Source organism: Marmoricola sp. URHB0036 (assembly GCF_000426045.1).
Classification (GTDB): domain Bacteria; phylum Actinomycetota; class Actinomycetes; order Propionibacteriales; family Nocardioidaceae; genus Marmoricola.
In genome coordinates, this window is the sequence record NZ_AUEP01000007.1 from 228,022 (window position 1) to 245,858 (window position 17,837).

Below are 17,837 nucleotides of genomic sequence, written 5' to 3' on the forward strand. Positions count from 1 at the left end.
GACCGGGATTAGACCAGACCTAACCCCCGGCTTTGTGAATCGTTGGAGTCTCGGTTAAAGGGGGTGGCAGTGGGCACGGCGCAGACGGGGCGGTTCGACTACCTCGACGGCATCCGCGCGCTCGCGATCGGCGCCGTCCTCTCCCTGCACTGGCTCTCCTGGTACTCGCCCTTCCTGCACGGCGGGTCCATCGGTGTGGATGTGTTCTTCGTGCTCAGCGGCTTCATCATCACCACGATGCTGTGGCGCTCGGGCGCTCCGCGCTCGCTGGGCGCCGGTTGGTGGGTGTTCGTCCGGCGTCGGGTGATCCGCCTCTACCCCGCCCTCCTCGGGTTGGTCCTCGGCTCGATCGTGCTCTACGCCGTCGTCCCGTCAGCGCCGCTCGACCCGGGCGAGGTGGCGCGACGTGGCGTGTTCTCGCTGTCCCAGCTCTCCGCCCTCTGGGCCGCCGGCCAGAGCGGCAGCTTCTGGCTGCCGGCACTGCACCCGTTCGGGCAGACGTGGTCGCTGGCCATCGAGTGGTACTTCTACCTGCTCTGGCCGGTCGTCGTGCTCGCCGCGCGGGCGCGGGGCGTGCGCCCCGGACGGCTGGCCGTCGGCAGCCTGGTCGCTGCGGTGCCGCTCTACCTCGTGGCCCTGCCACTGAGCGACTTCTGGTTCTACTTCGGCCCGTCGGCCCGCTTCGCCGAGCTGCTCGTCGGCGCGTCGCTCGCGCTGTGGTTCCAGGCCGGTGGCGCCCCGACGGGCACGGGCCGAGTCATGGGCAGGGTCCCCTCGTCCGCCCCCTGGGCCGCGCTGGTGGCCCTCGGCGCCATCACGGTGTTCGCGCCGGCCGCGCACAGCCCTCTCTACCGCTACGTCGAGGTGCCGGTCGCGGCGCTGGCGACCCTGGTGCTCATCTTCACCGGCTACGGAAACGTTGGCGGGCCGGTCCACCGGCTGTTGAGCCACCCGTGGCTGGCTGCCATCGGGCGCTGCAGCTACAGCCTCTACCTGTGGCACATCGTGCCGATGCTGCTGCTCGAGAGGGCCGACCTCGGCCTGTCGCGACCGGTCCTCGGACTGCTCACGGTGGCGGCGACGGCTGCCCTCACCGCTGCCAGCTACCGGTTCCTGGAGCGGCCGTTCCTGCGTCCGCGCAGCGACGTCCTGAGTCCGACACCGACAGCAGACCAACCGGCGCCGCTGGACCCCTCAGACCGCCAGGCGGCGTAGCTCGAGGACCTGCCGCTCCCCGAGGGCGGTCAGGAGGTCCTCGGCCGCCGTGCGGGACGGCGTCAGGCCGATCTTGGCCGCGACCTGCGCGCGCTGTCCGGCGCCCTGGGAGCCGTGGGACTCGAGGTCTTCGAGGAACTGAGCGAACGGCTCGCGAGGCCCGACGAGCTCGCCCGGTGCCCAGTCGAGGACATCGGCCGGGAGCAGCTGACGGGTGTAGCTGTCGCGGTCGGGGACCAGGAAGGCCATCGGTCGGCCGAGGAGCAGGTAGTCGACCCAGACACTGGAGTAGTCGGTGACCAGGCCACGCGCGGCGCCGAGGACGCCGTACAGGCTCGCGCCTTCCCGCACGAGGTCGGCGTCGGTGATCGTGACGGCGCCCTCCCAGCGCCGCTCCTCGGCGTCCATGGGGTGCGGCTTGATGACCAGCTGGAGCCCCCGCGCGCGCAACCCGGCCAGGAGGGCCCGGATCTGCTCGTGCCCGTCCTCGGCGCCCTCCGCGAGCTCGGACTGCTCCCGCATCGCGCCCACCGCCCGGGTCCGGCGGAACGTCGGCATCCAGACCACGAAGTCAGCGGTGACGCCAAGGCGGGCCAGCCGCTCGGCGTCCACCGGGCGCCACAGCTGGTCGGTACGCGGGTTGCCGGTGAGCAGCACGTGGTCCTCGCGTACGCCGAATGCGGCGGCCTGGTAGCCGGAGAAGAGGGCGGTGCTCCCGACGAACCAGGTGCTGGAGATCTGCCCGCCGACACCGTTCTCCGGCCGGACGTCCTTCGGGCCGTCGCCGTGCCAGAGGTTGACGATCGGCTTGCGAGCGGTGGGCCGCGGGCTGCCGTAGAGGCCGTGGGTGAAGAACACCACCTCGGCCCGCAGGTAGGCGACCAGCCCGCGGAGGCTGGCCTTCGGCACCAGCACCATCCCCTGCTCGGCGAGCTCGAGCACCTCGGCCGGAGCCGGACCCGACTCACGGAGCCAGACCACCCGGCCGGCGTACCGCCGCAGAAGCGCCCGCGCCACCTCGAACGCGTTGCCCTCGGTCTCCGGGTAGGCCGAGACGACGACCGACCGCGACTGCGGGACGACCCCGGAGAGGACGGTCAGGGTGACGCGGAGCAGCCGGAGGACGGTGGCGACGGCGAGGTCCCGCAGGTTCATGAAGCCTCGACCGGCGCCGGCAGCTCGTCGGAGTGGGGCACGGTGTCGCGGAAGCGGGCGATCGAGGTGCTCGCGGCGTACCCGGCGACACCACCCACCAGGTGCCCGATGCCCCACGCGGCGGCGACCCAGACCGTCCCGTGCGAGGCCAGCGTGGCGGCCAGGCCGAGCATCACGATCGTGCTCAGCACCTGCACCCCGATCATCGCGGGCAGGTGGCTGGCGAGGCGGAGCCGGATCGCGCCCCAGTAGTTGAAGGCGGCGCCGACGGTCGCGAACGACAGCACGCGCAGCGTCCAGGTGCCCTGGTCGACGTAGTGCGGGCCGAAGATCTGCAGGAAGTACGGCGCCAGCGGGTACATCAGCACCGCCCCGGCGGCCGAGCAGACGATCAGGGTCAGGCCCGACTTGCGGACGAGCTGGCGTCGGCCGCTCGTCGCCCGCTCGCTCTCGGCGTACCCCGCGTTGGCCACCGCCAGGATCACGGCGTGCAGGAGGGTGACGATCTGGAAGCTGATGAAGTACGCCGCCCCGTCGGCCGACCCCCGGGCGTTGATCACCAGCAGCGGGAACACCAGCAGCGGCAGCACCGTGAGCACGTAGGTGACGTAGCCCGCGCCAGCGAACCGACGGGCGTCGAGCAGCGTCCGCGACGGTGACAACGACCGACGGCCCGGCACGTGGCGGAAGATGACCCACAGGCTGGCGGCCGCGCAGACCGCGATGCCGCCGCCCACGGAGGCGTACAGCCCCAGCGCACCCAGGCCGGCCAGCGCGAAGGGCAGCGCGCACTTGATGACGCCGAGCATGATGCCGTTGAGCCGGAGGTAGTCGCGGACCCGGTTGACGGCCAGGAAGACGCTGTCGGAGAGCACGTTGACCGCTGTGCCGCCGACCAGGAGGCAGTAGATGCCGATCGCCACCGGCGAGCCCAGCACGGAGGTCAAGCTCGGGGAGGTGACGGGTAGCAGCAGGCAGTAGACGAGGGCGAAGCCGGCCCCGGCGACACCGACGACGACGGCCGCGGTGGTCACGTCGGCGGCCTTCCGGTCGCTGGTCGGCATCGTCTTGAGGATCGCGATGTTCAACCCCAGCTGGGCAAACAGCGCCAGCGAGTCGGCGGCAGCGACCAGCGAGCCGGCCAGTCCGACGTCCGAGGGGCTGGCCACGTGGGCCGCGATGACCCAGAACACCGCTCCGCCGCCGGCCATCAGCACGGTGGTCAGGAAGATCAGCGCCGAGTTGACCATCAGCTGGTCGGACCGGGCGGACCGGAGCCTGGCGATCACGGCGCTCATCGGTAGATCCGGCTCTTCGGGGAGCTGTAGACGAGGTCGAGGCGTCGGGCCAGCTCCTGCTGCGGGTAGACGTAGTTGATCAGGTCGCCGGTGTAGAAGATGGTGGAGCGGCCCTCGTCGAGGATCTGCCGGTCGACGTACACGAAGGCGTCGCGGGTCAGCAGCGTCGGGTAGAGCCGGTCCGCGATCGGCGCGGCGTTGTCGGTGGCGGCCAGCATCTTCACCATCACGTTGCGGTTGCCGATGATCTTGGAGTGGTACTGCGTGGCCGCGTCGGTCCGCGCCAGCCAGTCGATGGCCTGTGTCTCGGAGTCCGAGGTGTAGAAGCGGTCGTAGTAGCTGCCGGAGCTGGCCAGCGCGAGCCGCTGCTGCTGACCGCCGATGAGCGCGGGCAGCACCCCGCCGAGGATCAGCAGCACCACGACCGGGATCGCCACCACGAGCGTCCCGGCTCTGGACCCCAGTCGGCGCAGCACCATCCACAGTCCCGCGGCCATCAAAGGAGCGACCACGAGCAGCGTCTGCTGGAAGGCGCGGAGGACGCCGTAGTCGACGGACAGGTTCGGCACCAGCACGATCAGTCCCAGGGCCGCCACCGCACCGACGGACAGGAAGGCGACCTCGCGCGGCGGGCGCGGTGGGTCACCGGCGCCCCGACGGCGCCAGAGCAGCCAGACCAGGCCGAGCAGCAGGAACACCTGCAGCAGCCCGGCGCAGGCGACCTTGGCGGCAGCGTTGACGTGGACCGGGTCGGCTCCCAGCGAGTCCAGCAGCTTCCCGACCGGGGTCAGCGGCGCCCGCCCGGCCGGCACGATCTCCGGTCGCAGCTCGGCCCGGCCGGGGTGCCGGATCAGCAGGTCCTGCGGGGCGATCTTCTGGTTGCGGTAGGTCATCGTCTTGCCGACGTAGCTGTTCAGCCGGTCGCGGGGCGTGGTGCTGTCCTTGGCGAACAACCGGTAGGAGGTGTCTGAGGAGCCCGGGCCGTCCTGGCCGTTGCCGGTGATGGCGGCCACCGTCTGCTTGAGAACGGCGGAGGCGTGGCCGCCGGTGTGGGTGACCGGTCCGGCCCAGAGCAGGCTGGCCGCGACCAGGAAGCCGATCACGACCGGGTTGAGCAGCACCAGCCCGAAGGTCGAGCGGGCGGCGGTGCGGGCGGTGCCCTCCTGCCCACGGAACCGGTGTCGCACGGCCTGGAGGACCACCATCGCGACCACGGCGGTCACCAGGCCCATCAGCATCACGTACGTCGTCGAGTAGTGCGACAGCACGACGCCGAGTCCGAAGAGGGCCACCATCGGCCGCTGCCACGGCGTACGACGGTCGGTGGCCACCAGCAGCACCAAGGCCAGGAAGAAGAAGGCCATCTCCTGACGCACCAGGTAGGGCATGTCGACGAAGAAGGTGGGGAAGGCGAGCGTGAACGTCGTGGCCACCAGGGCGAGCCGACGTGAGAGGAAGCGCCGGGAGTACAGGAAGGTGAGCACCGGTACGACGGCGAAGACCAGCTGCAGCAGGACCTTGAACACAACCTCGCCGGAGAGCCCGGTGGTCTGGGTGAGCACGGTCGGCAGGATGTTCACGCTCAGGCAGGCGTTGTAGGCGTTCTCGAGGGCGCCCATCTGCCACCGCTGGGCGCCGTCGGTCAGCCGGAAGGCGAGGAACTCGGCCTGGATGTCGTGCCCCGTGATCGTCCAGCCCCGCAGCGAGGTCGCGAGCAGCAGGCTGGTGGCGACCAGGAACAGCGACCGGACGTCGCGCCACAGGCTGCCCTCGCGGGTGACCATGAGCGCGAGCAGCGCGGCAGCGGCCAGAGCCTGGCCGACGAGGGCGAACCCGGCACCCGCGTCGTTGTTGAGGCGTACGGCGCCGACAACGGCCAGCAGCACCGCGCCGACAGCCAGGGACTGCACCAGCTCGAAGCGGGCCGTCAGGGCTCGACGGACGACGTCGACGACCGGGAACGAGCCGACGAGCGGGGTGCCCGGACGCCAGGCGAGCAGGGCGAGGTCGAGGACGAGCCAGGTGACCGCCAGCGCAGCCGGTGCCAGCGGGTGGTCGACCCCGACGACGGGCAGCGCGAAGTTGACCACGAAACCGACGACGATCAGGGCCAGCATGCTGGCGCCGAACGAGTAGCAGAGCCGGGCGGCCGGGCTGTCGGTCAGCAACGGCGCCCGGCGGAACAGCACCAGGGTGGGGAACCCGACGAGCAGCCCGAGGGCGAGCAGCGGCCGCACGACCGGCACGTCGAGCTCGAGACCCACGACGAGCGCGGCGACGAGCAGCGGCACCGCAGCCCAGAACCGCTGGAGGGGGTGGGTCGCGAAGAGCTCCTTGGGGACTCGACCGATCCTCGCGAGGGACATGCCGCCGTGGCGGTGGCGGGCGGACACCTCAGACATGGCTCGCCTCGTCGGCGGGCGCGGGTGTGCCCCAGCGCGACAGCGGAAGGTCGGTGAGCTCGGGCCACTGCAGGATGACCCGCTCGTGACGCGCGACCATCTCCTCGAGCAGGGCCTGGGGGTTCTCGAAGTCCTTCGGCTCGAGCGGCTCGTGCAACCGGACGTAGGGTCCCTGCTCGTCGAGGACGTAGCTCATCACCACGACCTGGACACCGGCGTCGGCGGCGATCCTGGCTGCCCCGAAGGAGCCGAGGACGTCGCGTCCGACGAACCGGAGCGGCGTACGGCCGGGGACGTCGGAGGCCACGGCCACGATCGCGCCCTGGTTGAGCAGGTCGATGATGCCCTGGGTGCCGACCTCGGCGCTGACCCGGACGCCGCCACCCGTGCAGGCGACTTTCATGTGTTGCTTGAGCCAGCGCGGGGCGTCGTCGCGGACCATGTACGGGTAGACGACCATGTGCGGTGGGGCACCCAGACGGGACAGCGAGGCGAAGGCCCCCTCGTAGGTGCCGTGGTGCACGAAGTTGAGCATCACGCCACGGCCACCGCTCCGCGCGGCCTCGAGGTGCTCCAGGCCCTCCACCCGCATCCGGGTGATCAGCTCGGGGTGCCAGCGCAGCTCGCCTCGCCAGATCTGGGCCTTCACGTAGGCCCGGGCAGCGGCGTCGAGGTCGGCGTCCGGTCGGGCGCGCTCGAGCAGGAACCGCATCTGCTCGCGCGCCTCGGCCCGCACCGACGGGCGCCACCAGGCAGCCCGGAAGCGTACGGCGACGACGACCGGAAGCAGCACCCGAGGGATGTGCCGGCGGATCGACTCCACGAGGTCGGCCAGGCTGGCCATCACGCATCCACCTTCCTGAGGCCGGGTCGGGCGGCCTGGTCGAGCACGCGCAGCGTGCGGTCCTCCTGGCGGCTCCAGTCCCACCGCGCCCGGGCCGCCTCGCGCCCGGCCGCGCCCAGGGCAGCGGCGCGGGCGGGATCAGTCAGTACGACGGCGAGGGCGTCGGCGAGCGCACCGGCATCGCCGGGCGGCACCAGCAGGCCGTCGACCTCGTCGCGGACCACGAACGGGATGCCTCCCGTCGCCGAGCCCACCACCGGGCAACCGGTCGCCATCGCCTCGACCAGGGTCATGCCGAAGGACTCCGACTCGGTCAGCGACGGCAGCACCGTCACCCCGGCGCGCTGGTAGTACGCAGGCAGCTCGTCGTGCTCGACCCGGCCGTGCCACTCGATCGCGTCAGCCACACCGAGCGCCTCGGCCCTTTGCCGAAGTGCGGGCACGTCGTCACCGTCGCCGACGATGTCGAGGCGTACGTCGGGCACGGTCTCGCGCAGCCGGCCCAGGGAGTCCACGAGCACGTGCAGTCCCTTCCACCGGGAGGTGCGCTCGACGCGACCGACGTAGAGGACGCCCGGCCCGCGGGGGGCGTCGTGGATCGGGGGCCGGAAGAGGTCGGTGTCCACGCCCGGCGGCACCAGCCGAGCCCGGCCGGTCGCGTGCGCCAGCGAGACCGGCGAGACCGCGACCAGGTCGGTGCAGCGGGCGAAGACTCGCGGCAGGACGTGTCGTTCGTACGCGCGGAGCAGCGCATCGGCGGGGTGGCCGCCCTTGACCATCGAGCCCGAGTGGTAGGTCATCACGACCGGCACCGGTGAGCGCAGGGCCGCGACGTCGGCCAGTCCGGGGACCGGCGCGTGGGCGTTCACGACGTCGACGTCGAGGCGGGTCAGCAGGCGGCGTACCTGCCACCACCAGAGCGGGTTCACCGGGGTGTTCGACAGGGTCAGCCAGGTGCCGAGCCGGATCACGGGGATGCCGTGGAAGGTCTCGTGACGGCTCCGCGTCGAGGTGCCGGTCGTGATCACGGTGACGTCGTAGCGACCCGACTGCTGGAGCACCTGCGCCAGCCAGCCGACGTAGCCCTCCAGGCCACCCACATCAGGTGGGAAGCGAGGCGTGACGAGCGCGACCTTGAGCCGGGTCATGGTCGCCGGCCCGGGCAGTGCGCGCGGAGCTGCTGACCCTGCGCGGGCAGGCTGACCGAGACGGTGTAGCCCTTGCGGGGGCGGACGAGCGCCTGCGTGACCAGGGCAGAGGCACCCGAGGCGACGCGCACGGACCCCACAGCCCGGGAAGACCTCACGCCCTTGGCAACGGGGTCGACGACGACCCGGTAGGCCACCGGCTGCTCCTTGGGCAGGTGGCTGCCGACGACGAACCGCACCACTGCCTTGCCGGACTGCGCCGTGCACACGGCCTGGCCGTTGGGCGCCGCCGAGCGGGCGAAGTACAGCTCGACGTACGGCTCGGGCTGCCGGCTGGTGGACAGCTCCACCTGGTCACGGAAGGCGGGGACGACGAGGGCGGCCAGGGCCACGAGAGCCAGCGCGAGCCCGGTCACCGGCAGCACCCGCTGGAACCAGCGCGTGGAGGTGGGGGTCTCGGGCGTGTCCACGGAGTCCTTCTCGGGAGTGCGACGGGTTGCTGGGCACCGGGCGCGTCCCGGTGTCTCAACAGGTGGGCACCCAGACAACGCAGGCGGGGCACCGGAAGTTACGTGCGGCGGCAGAAGGCGAGCGGCATACTTCGGCGCACCCCGTCCGAGCGACCCCGAGGACCGATGTGACAGCCCCCGGCCCCCCACGTGCTGCCCGGGTCCTGCACGTCGCGCACTACTCCCTGCCGCACATCGGCGGCCTCGAGACCGTGGTGGCTGCGGAGACCAGGCGGCTCGCCGCGCGCGGCTGGGAGGTGGCCCTGCTGAGCAGTGCGTGGGGTGCGCGGGCCGGCCGCTCGGTCGAGGACGGGGTGCGCGTGGTCCGGGTGCGAGCCTGGAGCGGACTGGAACCACGGTTCGGGGTGCCGTTCCCGGTGTTCTCCCCCTGGCTGCTGGTCGCGATGTTCCGGGAGGTACGCCGAGCCGACGTCGTGCACGTGCACGACCCGCTCTACCTGACCAGCTGGGTGGCGGCGTTCTGGTGCCTGGTGCTGCGCACGCCGTACGTCGTGCACCGGCACGTGGGCTTCGTGCACCACTCCTCGCTCGTCGTACGGCTGGTGCAGCGGGTGGTGCTCGGCTCGTTCGCGCGGATCGTGCTGCGTGGCGCCGCGGTCGTCGTACCCATCGACGAGTTCATCGCCGCGGGGACGCGGAGGTCACTGGGCGACTCCGTGCGCGTCGAGGTGGTCGGCAACGGGGTCGACACCGAGCTTTTCCGACCGGCAGCACCGGGCGAGCAGGAGCGGCTGCGCACCGAGCTCGGCCTGCCGGTCGACCAGCCGCTCGCGCTCTTCGTCGGCCGCTTCGTGCCCAAGAAGGGCTTCGCCCAGGTCGCGGCTGCTGCGAGTGACGACTACGGAACCGTCTTCGCCGGCGGCGACCGCCCGGTGGGGGTCGATGACGAGCGACTGCACTTCCTCGGCGGTCGTCCGGCCGCCGAGATGCCCGCCGTCTACCGGTGCGCCGACGCGATGGTGGTCGCCTCGGTCGGCGAGTGCCCGCTCACCGTGCTGGAGGCGATGAGCAGCGGACTACCGGTGCTCGCCAACGACGACCCGGCCCTGCACTCGCCGTGGACGTCAGGCCCGGGCGTGCGGTTCGTCGACATCTCCTCCGGCGACCTGCGACCGGCGCTCGAGGACCTGGTGGCCGATCGGGCGTCGATGCGCTCAGCTGGCGCACAGGCCCGTGCCTTCGTCGAGGGCGCCTTCTCCTGGGACGCACACGTGGACCGCCTCGAGTCGCTGTACGACGAGCTCCGCGCCTCCCCACACGACCGGTGAGCGTCTCGGCCACCTGGAGCCGCCTGCGCGTCTCCGGTTCGAGCCCTCTGGTTCAGCATGCGGACACCGGCGTACTTGCGCGTAACCAAGCAGGTGCTTGCCCCGTTCTGAGAGACAACTCGCCGGCCCAGACCCAGCCGGCATTGACCGTGGGGGTTAAGCAAATGTCCCTGGCTTCGCAGTACCGCATCGCGGCCATCGTCCCGTGCCACAACGAGGAGGCCGCGGTCGGCAAGGTCGTGACCGACCTCCAGGCCGCCGTTCCCGGGATCACGGTCTACGTCTACGACAACTGCAGCACCGACCGCACGATCGAGCGCGCGATGGGCGCCGGCGCCGTCGTCTGCCGAGAGCCGCTCAAGGGCAAGGGCAACGTCGTACGACGGGCGTTCGCCGACATCGACGCCGACATCTACCTGCTCATCGACGGTGACGACACCTACGACGCCGCCGCCGCTCCGCGGATGATCCAGCAGCTCGTCGACGAGAACCTCGACCACGTGGTCGGCGTCCGTCGCGAGGTCGAGGGCCTGAGCGGCGGCACGGCGTACCGCCCCAACCACGCCACCGGCAACAAGGTCCTCAACCGGATCGTGGCCGGCATCTTCGGCGACAGCATGGGCGACATGCTCAGCGGCTACCGGATCTTCTCGCGCCGCTTCGTGAAGAGCTTCCCGGCCGTCTCGCGCGAGTTCGAGATCGAGACCGAGCTGACCGTGCACTCCCTGGCGCTGCGCATCCCGTCGACGACGGTGGTCGTCGACTTCAAGGACCGCGCCGAGGGCAGCGAGTCCAAGCTGCGCACCTACCGCGACGGATGGCGCATCCTCGGCAAGATCATCAGCCTGACCCGCCACGAACGCCCGATGTACTTCTTCGGACTGCTCGCAGGACTCTCCGGCCTCGTTGCTGTGGCCCTGGGCACGCCCGTGCTGGTGACCTACCTGCAGACCCAGATGGTTCCGCAGTTCCCGTCGCTGTTCGTCGCCTCGTTCCTGCTGGTGATCAGCTGCCTGGGCCTGATGTCGGGACTCGTGCTCGACGGGATCCGCAAGTCCCGCCACGAGGCAAGCCGGCTCTCCTACATGCGCCACCCCGCGATCCGCGACGCCTACGTGCGTGACCCCGCTCCGAGCGTGGCCACGGTGATGCAGCAGCTGCGCGTCGAGCAGTCAGCCGCCGGCGTACGCCGGGCCTCCTAGCTCGCGACTCCTCGCGGGGAGGTCACTCGGAGGCGAGCATGGTCGCGCCGAGGCCGACCATCATCACGCCACCGGTGACGCCGAGCTTGTCCAGGCGCGTCGGCTTGCGCGCGAACCAGTCGCGGGCCTTCGAGGCCAGCAGCGCCCACATGCTGTCGGAGGCGATGGCCATCGCGCCGAACGCGACGCCGAGCACTGTCATCTGCAGCCCGACGTGACCGGAGTCCGCCTGCACGAACTGAGGCAGGAAGGCCACGAAGAACACCAGCGTCTTGGGGTTGGTGAGCCCGACGACGAAGCCGGTGCGTAACGCGCGACCGCGGCCGCGTCGCGTCGGAGCGGCTGGTGCGTCCAGGGCCGACCGGGCAGCTCGGCGGTGCCGGATGGCCTGGATGCCGAGGAAGATGACGTACGACGCACCGACCACCTTGACCACGGTGTACGCCACGGTGCTGGCCGTGACCACCGCGGCCAGCCCGACGGCGATCAGCACGACCTGGACCATGATCCCGATGCCGTTGCCGGCCACCGAGAGCAGCGCGTCGCGCCGGCCGACGGTCAGCGCGCGGCCGATCGTGAACAACAGGCTGGGTCCGGGGACCTGGATGAAGAGGATGGACGCCACGAGGAAGGCGATCCAGTGACTGCTGGTGGGCACCCGCTGATTGTCCACCCCGCAACCGGCTCGGCGCACCGGGATATCGGAGTCAGGTCCGGCGGCGGATCACCAGGAAGTTGTCGTCCTGCACGGGACGGACGTAGTCGTCGCCCGCAGCCGCGAGGTGCTCGTGGATCGCGTCGGCCACTCCGGGGTAGCGGGTCGAGTAGTCGTCGAAGGTGAGCAACCCGCCGGGCGAGAGCAGTGGCGCGTAGAGCTCGAGCTCCTCCCTGACCGCGTCATAGCTGTGCTCGCCGTCGATGTACATCATCCGGACACCGTTCACGGCGGCCGCCACCTCACCGACCGCCTCGGTCGAGGACATCGCGTGCGTCACCACCCGGTCAGTGAGTCCGGCGGCAGCGATGTTGCGGTGGAAGTTCGGCTCGAGGTCGGACCGGTCCTCGGCGCCCACGACGTACATCGACTCGTTGCCCGGGTTTCCCCGGAAGGTGTCGATCGCGTGCACCACGCCGTTCTCGGAGTCGGCACAGCCCTGCGCCAGTGCGATCGTCGAGCGCCCCTGCCACGAGCCGATCTCGATGACGTCGCCGGCCACGCTGCCGGCATACGAGAGCCAGTAGAGGTACATCGCCCGTCGCAGCGTGATCATCCCCGGCGTTGCCGCGACCCTGTGCAGCAGGTCCGTCGTGAGGGCGGAGTGCCCGTGCACGAACGTCGCGTCGTCCATCCGCTTCTCGATGGTCACGCCGGCCAGCCCCCCGGCCGTCACCACCACCTTGCGCAGGCGGGCCTGCAGCGGGCTGTCCATGGGCGAGGAACGGTCGACCGGCGCCTTCGTCATGGGCGCGAGATTAGTGCCTGCTCCGGTGCTCCCGCCAAGCGTCCATACGAAGTGGTCGCCATAGCAGCCGCTACGTATGACGTTGCTCGGGACGTCATACGAAGTGGTCGCCATAGCAGCCAGTTCGTATGACGTCCCGGCCTCAGCGAAGGGGGCGCACGTGCAGGCCGACCTCGGGGTCGACCACGACTTCCTGACCGGCCGGGAGGCCCTCGACCTCGAGGATGGCGTCGATCGGGACGTTGCGCTTGATCAGGGCCAGCGCGATGGGGCCGGCCTCGTGGTGGCGGGCGGAGCTGCCGACGAAGCCGACCTCCTTCTCGCCGTGGAGCACCGCAGCGCCGCGGGTGGGCAGCCGGTTGTCGGAGCCGTCGAGGTGCAGCAGGGTCAGGCGTCGCGGAGGGCGGCCCAGGGTGTGCACCCGGGCGACCGTCTCCTGGCCGCGGTAGCAGCCCTTGTCGAGGTGCACCGCCGACGGGATCCAGCCGACCTCGTTGGGGATGGTGCGGTGGTCGGTGTCCTGGCCGAAACGAGGTTCGCCGCGACCGATGCGCAGCGCCTCGAAGGCCCACATGCCACAGGCCGGGCCGGCCGCCTCGGCGTACTTCTCGAGGTCGGCGCGGGGGAACACGTCGTACTTGCCCTCACCGTCGGGTCCGGGACGCCAGGCCACGGCCAGCTCGTCGGTCAGGTCCTCGACCTCGACGCGCATCATGAAGCGCATCCGGTCGAGCCACTCCGCCAGCGGCGCCGCGGCACCGGGCTCGGTGTGCGCGGTGAACGCCTCGCCGTCGTCGACGCCGTACATCGCGTGCTCGACATGGCCGTTGGGCGAGAGCACCAGCGCGATCGTGGGTACGCCGGGCTGCAGCGACTCGAAGTGTTGCGTGGTCAGGGAGTGCAACCACGGGAGTCGGTCGGGGCCGCTGACCCGGATCACCCCGCGGTGGGACAGGTCGACGAAGCCCTCGCCACCCACCAGGGTGCGCTGCTCGCCGTTGAACGACCCGTAGTGCGCGGCCACCGGCGCGTCGATGCCGTCGCCGCTCACCGCTCCGGGCAGGCCGAGCAAGGGGCTCGGGGCCGCAGTCGGAGCAGGGCCTGTCGCGTCAGTCACCCCACCATTGTCGCGCAGCGGTGGTGACAGCGGCTCAGGCGCCCGTCGCGGCGGTCGTCGGGAGGTACTCCTCGACCAACGCGGTCGTCTGCGACTCCACCGGCAGGCCGCGCAGGGCGGGGGTCATGGCGTCCAGGGTCCGGCGTACGCCGGCCACGCCGTCACCCGCGTGACGAGCCCGGATCAGACCGCGCCACAGCTCCTGGTTGGCCGGGTCGAACCGGAGTCCGGCCTCCGCCGCCGCTGCGGCACCGCCCGGGTCGTCGTCGCCGCCGAGCAGGTCGACCAGCCGCAGGGCCGAGGCGACCACCACCCGGCGCATGACGCGTTCGAGGTCGCCGTGTGCGACCCAGGCGTAGCGACCCTCCGGTACGCCGGCGAAGGACTCGCCGCGGATCAGCTGGAGACCGCGGCGCAGCAGCTCCACCTCCTCGCCGCGCGAGCTCGCCGACCGCGCGCGCAGGAACAGGGACCGTACGGCGTCCCAGTCGCACACCACGCCCTCGCTCAGGGAGAGTCGACCCTCGGCGTCCTCGCGCAGGAACGAGTTGCCGTGCACGTCGTCACCGAGCCACTCGCGAGCGCGCTCGACGACGGCGGCGCTCACGTCAGGCGTGACCCCCCGCGGCCAGAGCACCCCGGCCAGCACCTTCGGGTGCACGCCCTCGGGGTGCAGCGCGAGGTAGATGACGAGCTCGGCCAGCTGGTCGGTGCGTGCCTCCTCGACGGTGGGTACGCCGGTGACGGCGATCGTGCCGAGCACCCCCACCCGCCGTGGTGCCGTCGTCCAGGCGGCGTCGTCGACCGGTCGCGCGGGCGCGGGGATGTGCACCTGCCCACCGTCGTCGGGCCGGTCGGGCTGGCGCGCTGCCGCGAAGAGAGCGGCGATCCCCTCGACCTGCTCGTGCCCGATGCGGTTGGCCGTGACGGTGATGCCGAGGGCGTCGACGCGCAGGTGGCCGTTGCTGTCGACGTGCAGGGTCCAGCGGGCGGCGCGGTGGCCGCCGGCGACCAGCACGGACAGCGACTGGCGCTCCGGTCCGGTCAGACCGAGCAGCCGGTCCTCGAGCTCCTCGGTGACGGGCTCGCCGACCACGACGAGCCGCGACGGTTGCGTCGTACGACGACCCAGCCGACCGGTGAGCACGTCCGCCCGGACCGGCTCGAGCGACTGCTCCAGCACGCTCACCTCCGCGGCCAGGTCGTCGACGATGCGGATGCGCTCGTCGCCGATGCCCGACAGCCCGGCGGGCAGACCGGCCGCGGTGACACGCATCTCGGTCGCCCACGAGGCGGTACCGCTCTGGAGCGCGATCGCGGCCGCGACCTCGCTGGCCACGTGCGGATCACCGTCGAGCGCGACCACACCACCGGCCGACTCGAGGTCGACGAGCACGTCGCAGCCCTGGCGGTCGACGCCGAGGCTGACCAGGGCGGGGTACGGGATCGTCTCGCCGTCCAGCGCCTCGGTGTCGTCGAACTGGCTCCTGACCCAGGTCGCACCGTCGTCCTCGGTGCGCCACTCCCCGACCGGATCGACCGAGGCCGGAGCGAGCATCAGGCTGACGCTGTCGTCGTCCACGCGCACGGCGTACACCGGCGGGAGCGGGGCCGACGCCTGACGGCAGGCCGCCATCAGGTCACGCAGGGCACGGTCGAGGAACGCCGCCCGCGACGGAGTGGCCGCTCCCCGGAGCTCGGCCTCGACCTCACCGTCACCCGCGCTCGCGCCGATGCGCCGGCGCCGCTCGAAGGCCAGCGCCGCCAGCGCGGTCGCGGCCAGCAGGCCGGTGCCGAGGAGTCCGCCCGGACTCTCCTGGACACCCTGCTCGGAGACGGCGGTGTCGGTCGTGGTGCCCGTACCGACGCGGTGCTCGTCGCTCGGGGTGGCCGAGGAGGGCGGGGCGGTCATCCGGTGCACGCCGACGGCGTCGTCCGGGACGACGAGGTTCCAGCCCGGCTGGATCAGCCTGGCCAGCTCCAGCTTGCGACCGTCGGGCTGCACCAGGCCCTTGTTGAGCTCGTAGATCTCGCGGTAGCGGCGACCGTCGCCGAGCACGCGCTCGGCAATGTCCCAGAGGTTGTCGTGGTAGCCGTCCTTGGGTGCCGCCACGGTGTAGACCTTGTGCCCGACGAGGTGCTCCTGCGCGGTGACCTCGTGGGCCGCCCTCCGCTCGGCACGGGTCTCGGGCGCCGCCTGGTCCGAGCTCTGTACGACGGCAGCGGCCGCGACCTCCGACCCGGTGTGCTCGACGGGTGCCGTCGCCGACGCCGCCGGTCCCGAGATGACCTCGGCCAGCAACAAGGCACCCACCAGGGCCCGGGCCAGCTTCTGGACCGGACCGCCCAGCGGTACGGGCTGGGCGAGACCGCCTCGCCGGGCGGCCGACACCTCGACCGCGACGCAGACCACGAAGAAGAGCCAGGCCAGCCAGACCACGAACAGCAGCACGTTCAGCAGCGTGGTGAAGGTGAGCTGGCTGGTGAGCGTCTCCTTGGTCGGGAGCGAGGTGGGGAACGGGTCGGTCCCTGCGAGAAGCCACAGCAGCACCGGCACCCCGACGACCAGCCCGAGCAGCGCGAGTGCGGACAAGGCGCGACCGCCTCTGCCCGTCTCCGCGGCAGGGTCGTCCTGGCGCTGGAAGCGTCCGGGGTCCGGGATCGTCTCGTTGCTCATGGCGTTGCTCCTTGGGGACCGATGTCCGGTACCGCCTCGGCCGAGGCACGCACCGGGAACCGGACGTCGAAGAGGTTCAGGATGAAGGTCTTGCTGACGTCGTTGAGCGAGACCGAGACCCGGTCGGCCTGGATGTCCGCGGTCCAGTTGCCACCGCCGTACCCCAGGTCGCCGAGGTAGCCGGAGATCCGCTGCCGGGCCAGCTGCTTGTCGATGGTGGGCGGTCCTTCGTTGTTGCTGCGGCGCAGCGCGGTGACGTCGATGCTGTCCGCGCCGATGCGGGCCGCCTGCTCGGCGTCGTCGGCGATGCGCATCCGCTTGTTGATGGCCAGCCCGCCGTCGATCACCAGACCGGCGCACAGGAACAGCACGATCGCGAAGCCGATCACGAACACCGTGGCCGACCCCCGCTCGTCCCGCCTGGTGGTGGTCGAGCAGCGAGCGCAGCGAGCGATCAGTCGAGACCTCATCGGGTGCTCCGGTAGGTGTCGATCGGGGCGTGACCTTCGGCGGTCACGGCGATGGAGCCCGGGATGCCCAGAAGTCCGAGGTCCTTGTAGCTGACGGTGCAGTCCAGACGGACGACGGCGGTGCCGCCGGAGACGAAGTCGCCCGAGAGGCCGGTCGGCTGGCAGTCGCGGGTCGAGCGCAGCCCGTCGTGGATCGCCGTGCGCACGGCGTCCTCGGCGTCGCCGCGGGTGTGTGCCTGCGAGGCGGCCCGGGCAGCGTCACGGGCGGTGGAGTCGGCGTCGGCGCGGGCGCTGACGTAGCGGCCGCCGGCGACGACGAAGAGCGTGAACATGAACAGGACGGGGATCAGTACGACGATCTCGACCGCCATCGACCCGCGCTCGTCCCGACGGCGCGGTCGAGCACTGGAGTCCCTCACGGCGCGGCGTCCTGCACGAAGCGTTCGACCGGACCCTCGACGGTCTCGCTGACCCGCGGGATCGGCAGGAACGGGAGGATCTGGCTGGCCTGGCCACTGACGGTGACCCGCGCCTGCTCGGCGCCGACCCGCGGTTCGACCCGGGCGTCGTCGAGGACGCCTCGCCCGATCTGGCGCACGATGCGCTCCCCCACGGCCTGGGCCTGACCGGCGTTGCCGGTCACGCGGGCCGTCCGTGCGGCCTCCCGGGCGGCACCGGACGCCACCTGGCCACCGAGGTAGACCAGGGAGAACTGGACCGCGAACAGGATCGTGAACATCAAGATGGGCATGTAGAGCACCAGCTCGATGGCGGACGCACCGCTCTCACCCCGCACGCGAGAGCGCGCGGGGAGGTTCACTGGCTGTTGATCTTGCTGCCTACGTCGCTGGCCTTGTTGGTCAGCGCGCCGCGCAGGATGCCGGCGACGGCGATGCAGATCCCGACCACGATCGCGGCGATGATGACCCATTCGACGGCGGATGCGCCCTCCTCGCGACGAGTGCGCGCGAGGCGGCCTTCGAGCATGAGCACGCAGAACCCGAGCGGGGTCAGCGGATTCACGAAGTTCGTCATGGCCGAACTACCT

At 71.5% G+C, this 17,837-nt stretch carries 17 protein-coding genes; 3 read left to right on the top strand and 14 right to left on the bottom strand.

All coding sequences use genetic code 11. The features are described 5' to 3' along the window. Positions 1-69: 69 nt before the first annotated feature. Positions 70-1,215 (top strand): acyltransferase, encoded by a 1,146-nt coding sequence (locus H976_RS0109390; protein ID WP_027861324.1) that lies wholly within the window; start codon positions 70-72, stop codon positions 1,213-1,215. Here the strand turns inward: H976_RS0109390 and H976_RS0109395 are convergent. The 6 genes from H976_RS0109395 to H976_RS0109420 are packed head-to-tail and all read right to left on the bottom strand — an operon-like array spanning position 1,195 to position 8,532. Next, entirely contained in the window at positions 1,195-2,370 is a 1,176-nt protein-coding gene (locus H976_RS0109395; RefSeq protein WP_027861325.1) for a CDP-glycerol glycerophosphotransferase family protein, read from the bottom strand. The genes H976_RS0109390 and H976_RS0109395 overlap by 21 nt on opposite strands. Further along, positions 2,367-3,668: a lipopolysaccharide biosynthesis protein gene (locus H976_RS0109400; protein ID WP_027861326.1), complete on the bottom strand. Its 1,302-nt coding sequence runs from the start codon at positions 3,666-3,668 to the stop codon at positions 2,367-2,369. Before H976_RS0109400 ends, H976_RS0109395 begins: the two co-directional genes overlap by 4 nt. Further along, the gene (locus H976_RS0109405; RefSeq protein WP_027861327.1) at positions 3,665-6,070 is read right to left on the bottom strand and encodes a DUF2206 domain-containing protein; all 2,406 of its coding nucleotides are present in this window, start codon (positions 6,068-6,070) and stop codon (positions 3,665-3,667) included. The genes H976_RS0109400 and H976_RS0109405 overlap by 4 nt, the downstream gene beginning before the upstream one ends. Further along, the gene (locus tag H976_RS0109410; protein ID WP_027861328.1) at positions 6,063-6,914 is read right to left on the bottom strand and encodes a lysophospholipid acyltransferase family protein; all 852 of its coding nucleotides are present in this window, start codon (positions 6,912-6,914) and stop codon (positions 6,063-6,065) included. The genes H976_RS0109405 and H976_RS0109410 overlap by 8 nt, the downstream gene beginning before the upstream one ends. Then, positions 6,914-8,062: a glycosyltransferase family 4 protein gene (locus tag H976_RS25490; protein ID WP_036225516.1), complete on the bottom strand. Its 1,149-nt coding sequence runs from the start codon at positions 8,060-8,062 to the stop codon at positions 6,914-6,916. The genes H976_RS0109410 and H976_RS25490 overlap by 1 nt, the downstream gene beginning before the upstream one ends. Further along, a complete protein-coding gene (locus tag H976_RS0109420; protein ID WP_027861329.1) occupies positions 8,059-8,532 on the bottom strand; it encodes a hypothetical protein in 474 nt (157 codons plus the stop codon). The genes H976_RS25490 and H976_RS0109420 overlap by 4 nt, the downstream gene beginning before the upstream one ends. A gap of 167 nt (positions 8,533-8,699) precedes the next feature. On the opposite strand from H976_RS0109420, the gene H976_RS25495 reads away from it, so the two are divergent. Together H976_RS25495 and H976_RS25500 are read left to right on the top strand one after the other, a co-directional pair. After that, the gene (locus H976_RS25495) at positions 8,700-9,860 is read left to right on the top strand and encodes a glycosyltransferase family 4 protein (RefSeq protein WP_051276569.1); all 1,161 of its coding nucleotides are present in this window, start codon (positions 8,700-8,702) and stop codon (positions 9,858-9,860) included. Between the two features lie 164 nt (positions 9,861-10,024). Then, positions 10,025-11,062: a glycosyltransferase gene (locus tag H976_RS25500; RefSeq protein WP_081682796.1), complete on the top strand. Its 1,038-nt coding sequence runs from the start codon at positions 10,025-10,027 to the stop codon at positions 11,060-11,062. Between the two features lie 22 nt (positions 11,063-11,084). Here H976_RS25500 and H976_RS0109435 read toward each other — a convergent pair whose 3' ends face one another. The 8 genes from H976_RS0109435 to H976_RS30625 all read right to left on the bottom strand — a co-directional run bounded on the left by H976_RS0109435 (position 11,085) and on the right by H976_RS30625 (position 17,824). Then, positions 11,085-11,720 carry a LysE family translocator gene (locus H976_RS0109435; protein ID WP_027861330.1) on the bottom strand — a complete coding sequence of 212 codons (636 nt, stop codon included), beginning with the start codon at positions 11,718-11,720 and terminating at the stop codon, positions 11,085-11,087. Positions 11,721-11,769: 49 nt separating this feature from the next. After that, complete coding sequence (locus tag H976_RS28685; RefSeq protein ID WP_027861331.1) at positions 11,770-12,525, bottom strand: class I SAM-dependent methyltransferase; 756 nt, start codon at positions 12,523-12,525, stop codon at positions 11,770-11,772. 142 nt (positions 12,526-12,667) lie between these two features. Next, positions 12,668-13,642: a folate-binding protein YgfZ gene (locus H976_RS0109445; protein WP_196804026.1), complete on the bottom strand. Its 975-nt coding sequence runs from the start codon at positions 13,640-13,642 to the stop codon at positions 12,668-12,670. A gap of 34 nt (positions 13,643-13,676) precedes the next feature. Beyond that, on the bottom strand, positions 13,677-16,319 hold the full coding sequence (locus tag H976_RS25510) for a hypothetical protein (RefSeq protein WP_051276571.1): 2,643 nt from the start codon (positions 16,317-16,319) through the stop codon (positions 13,677-13,679). Continuing rightward, positions 16,316-16,789, bottom strand: a complete 474-nt coding sequence (locus H976_RS28690; protein ID WP_081682798.1) for a TadE/TadG family type IV pilus assembly protein — start codon at positions 16,787-16,789, stop codon at positions 16,316-16,318. Before H976_RS28690 ends, H976_RS25510 begins: the two co-directional genes overlap by 4 nt. Continuing rightward, the gene (locus tag H976_RS0109460; RefSeq protein WP_027861333.1) at positions 16,786-17,208 is read right to left on the bottom strand and encodes a TadE/TadG family type IV pilus assembly protein; all 423 of its coding nucleotides are present in this window, start codon (positions 17,206-17,208) and stop codon (positions 16,786-16,788) included. The genes H976_RS28690 and H976_RS0109460 overlap by 4 nt, the downstream gene beginning before the upstream one ends. After that, positions 17,205-17,609, bottom strand: coding sequence for a TadE/TadG family type IV pilus assembly protein (locus H976_RS0109465; protein ID WP_027861334.1), 405 nt, complete (start codon positions 17,607-17,609; stop codon positions 17,205-17,207). The genes H976_RS0109460 and H976_RS0109465 overlap by 4 nt, the downstream gene beginning before the upstream one ends. Continuing rightward, positions 17,606-17,824 (bottom strand): Flp family type IVb pilin, encoded by a 219-nt coding sequence (locus H976_RS30625; protein WP_051276577.1) that lies wholly within the window; start codon positions 17,822-17,824, stop codon positions 17,606-17,608. Before H976_RS30625 ends, H976_RS0109465 begins: the two co-directional genes overlap by 4 nt. Between the last annotated feature and the right edge of the window lie 13 nt (positions 17,825-17,837).

Excerpts from the sequence above, each read along its gene's own strand:
- H976_RS28685 (WP_027861331.1), bottom strand. The coding sequence starts at position 12,525 with ATGACGAAGGCGCCGGTCGACCGTTCCTCGCCCATGGACAGCCCGCTG.
- H976_RS0109400 (WP_027861326.1), bottom strand. The coding sequence starts at position 3,668 with ATGAGCGCCGTGATCGCCAGGCTCCGGTCCGCCCGGTCCGACCAGCTG.
- H976_RS0109410 (WP_027861328.1), bottom strand. The coding sequence starts at position 6,914 with ATGGCCAGCCTGGCCGACCTCGTGGAGTCGATCCGCCGGCACATCCCT.
- H976_RS25510 (WP_051276571.1), bottom strand. The coding sequence starts at position 16,319 with ATGAGCAACGAGACGATCCCGGACCCCGGACGCTTCCAGCGCCAGGAC.
- H976_RS0109405 (WP_027861327.1), bottom strand. The coding sequence starts at position 6,070 with ATGTCTGAGGTGTCCGCCCGCCACCGCCACGGCGGCATGTCCCTCGCG.
- H976_RS25500 (WP_081682796.1), top strand. The coding sequence starts at position 10,025 with ATGTCCCTGGCTTCGCAGTACCGCATCGCGGCCATCGTCCCGTGCCAC.
- H976_RS30625 (WP_051276577.1), bottom strand. The coding sequence starts at position 17,824 with ATGACGAACTTCGTGAATCCGCTGACCCCGCTCGGGTTCTGCGTGCTC.
- H976_RS25490 (WP_036225516.1), bottom strand. The coding sequence starts at position 8,062 with ATGACCCGGCTCAAGGTCGCGCTCGTCACGCCTCGCTTCCCACCTGAT.
- H976_RS0109395 (WP_027861325.1), bottom strand. The coding sequence starts at position 2,370 with ATGAACCTGCGGGACCTCGCCGTCGCCACCGTCCTCCGGCTGCTCCGC.
- H976_RS28690 (WP_081682798.1), bottom strand. The coding sequence starts at position 16,789 with ATGAGGTCTCGACTGATCGCTCGCTGCGCTCGCTGCTCGACCACCACC.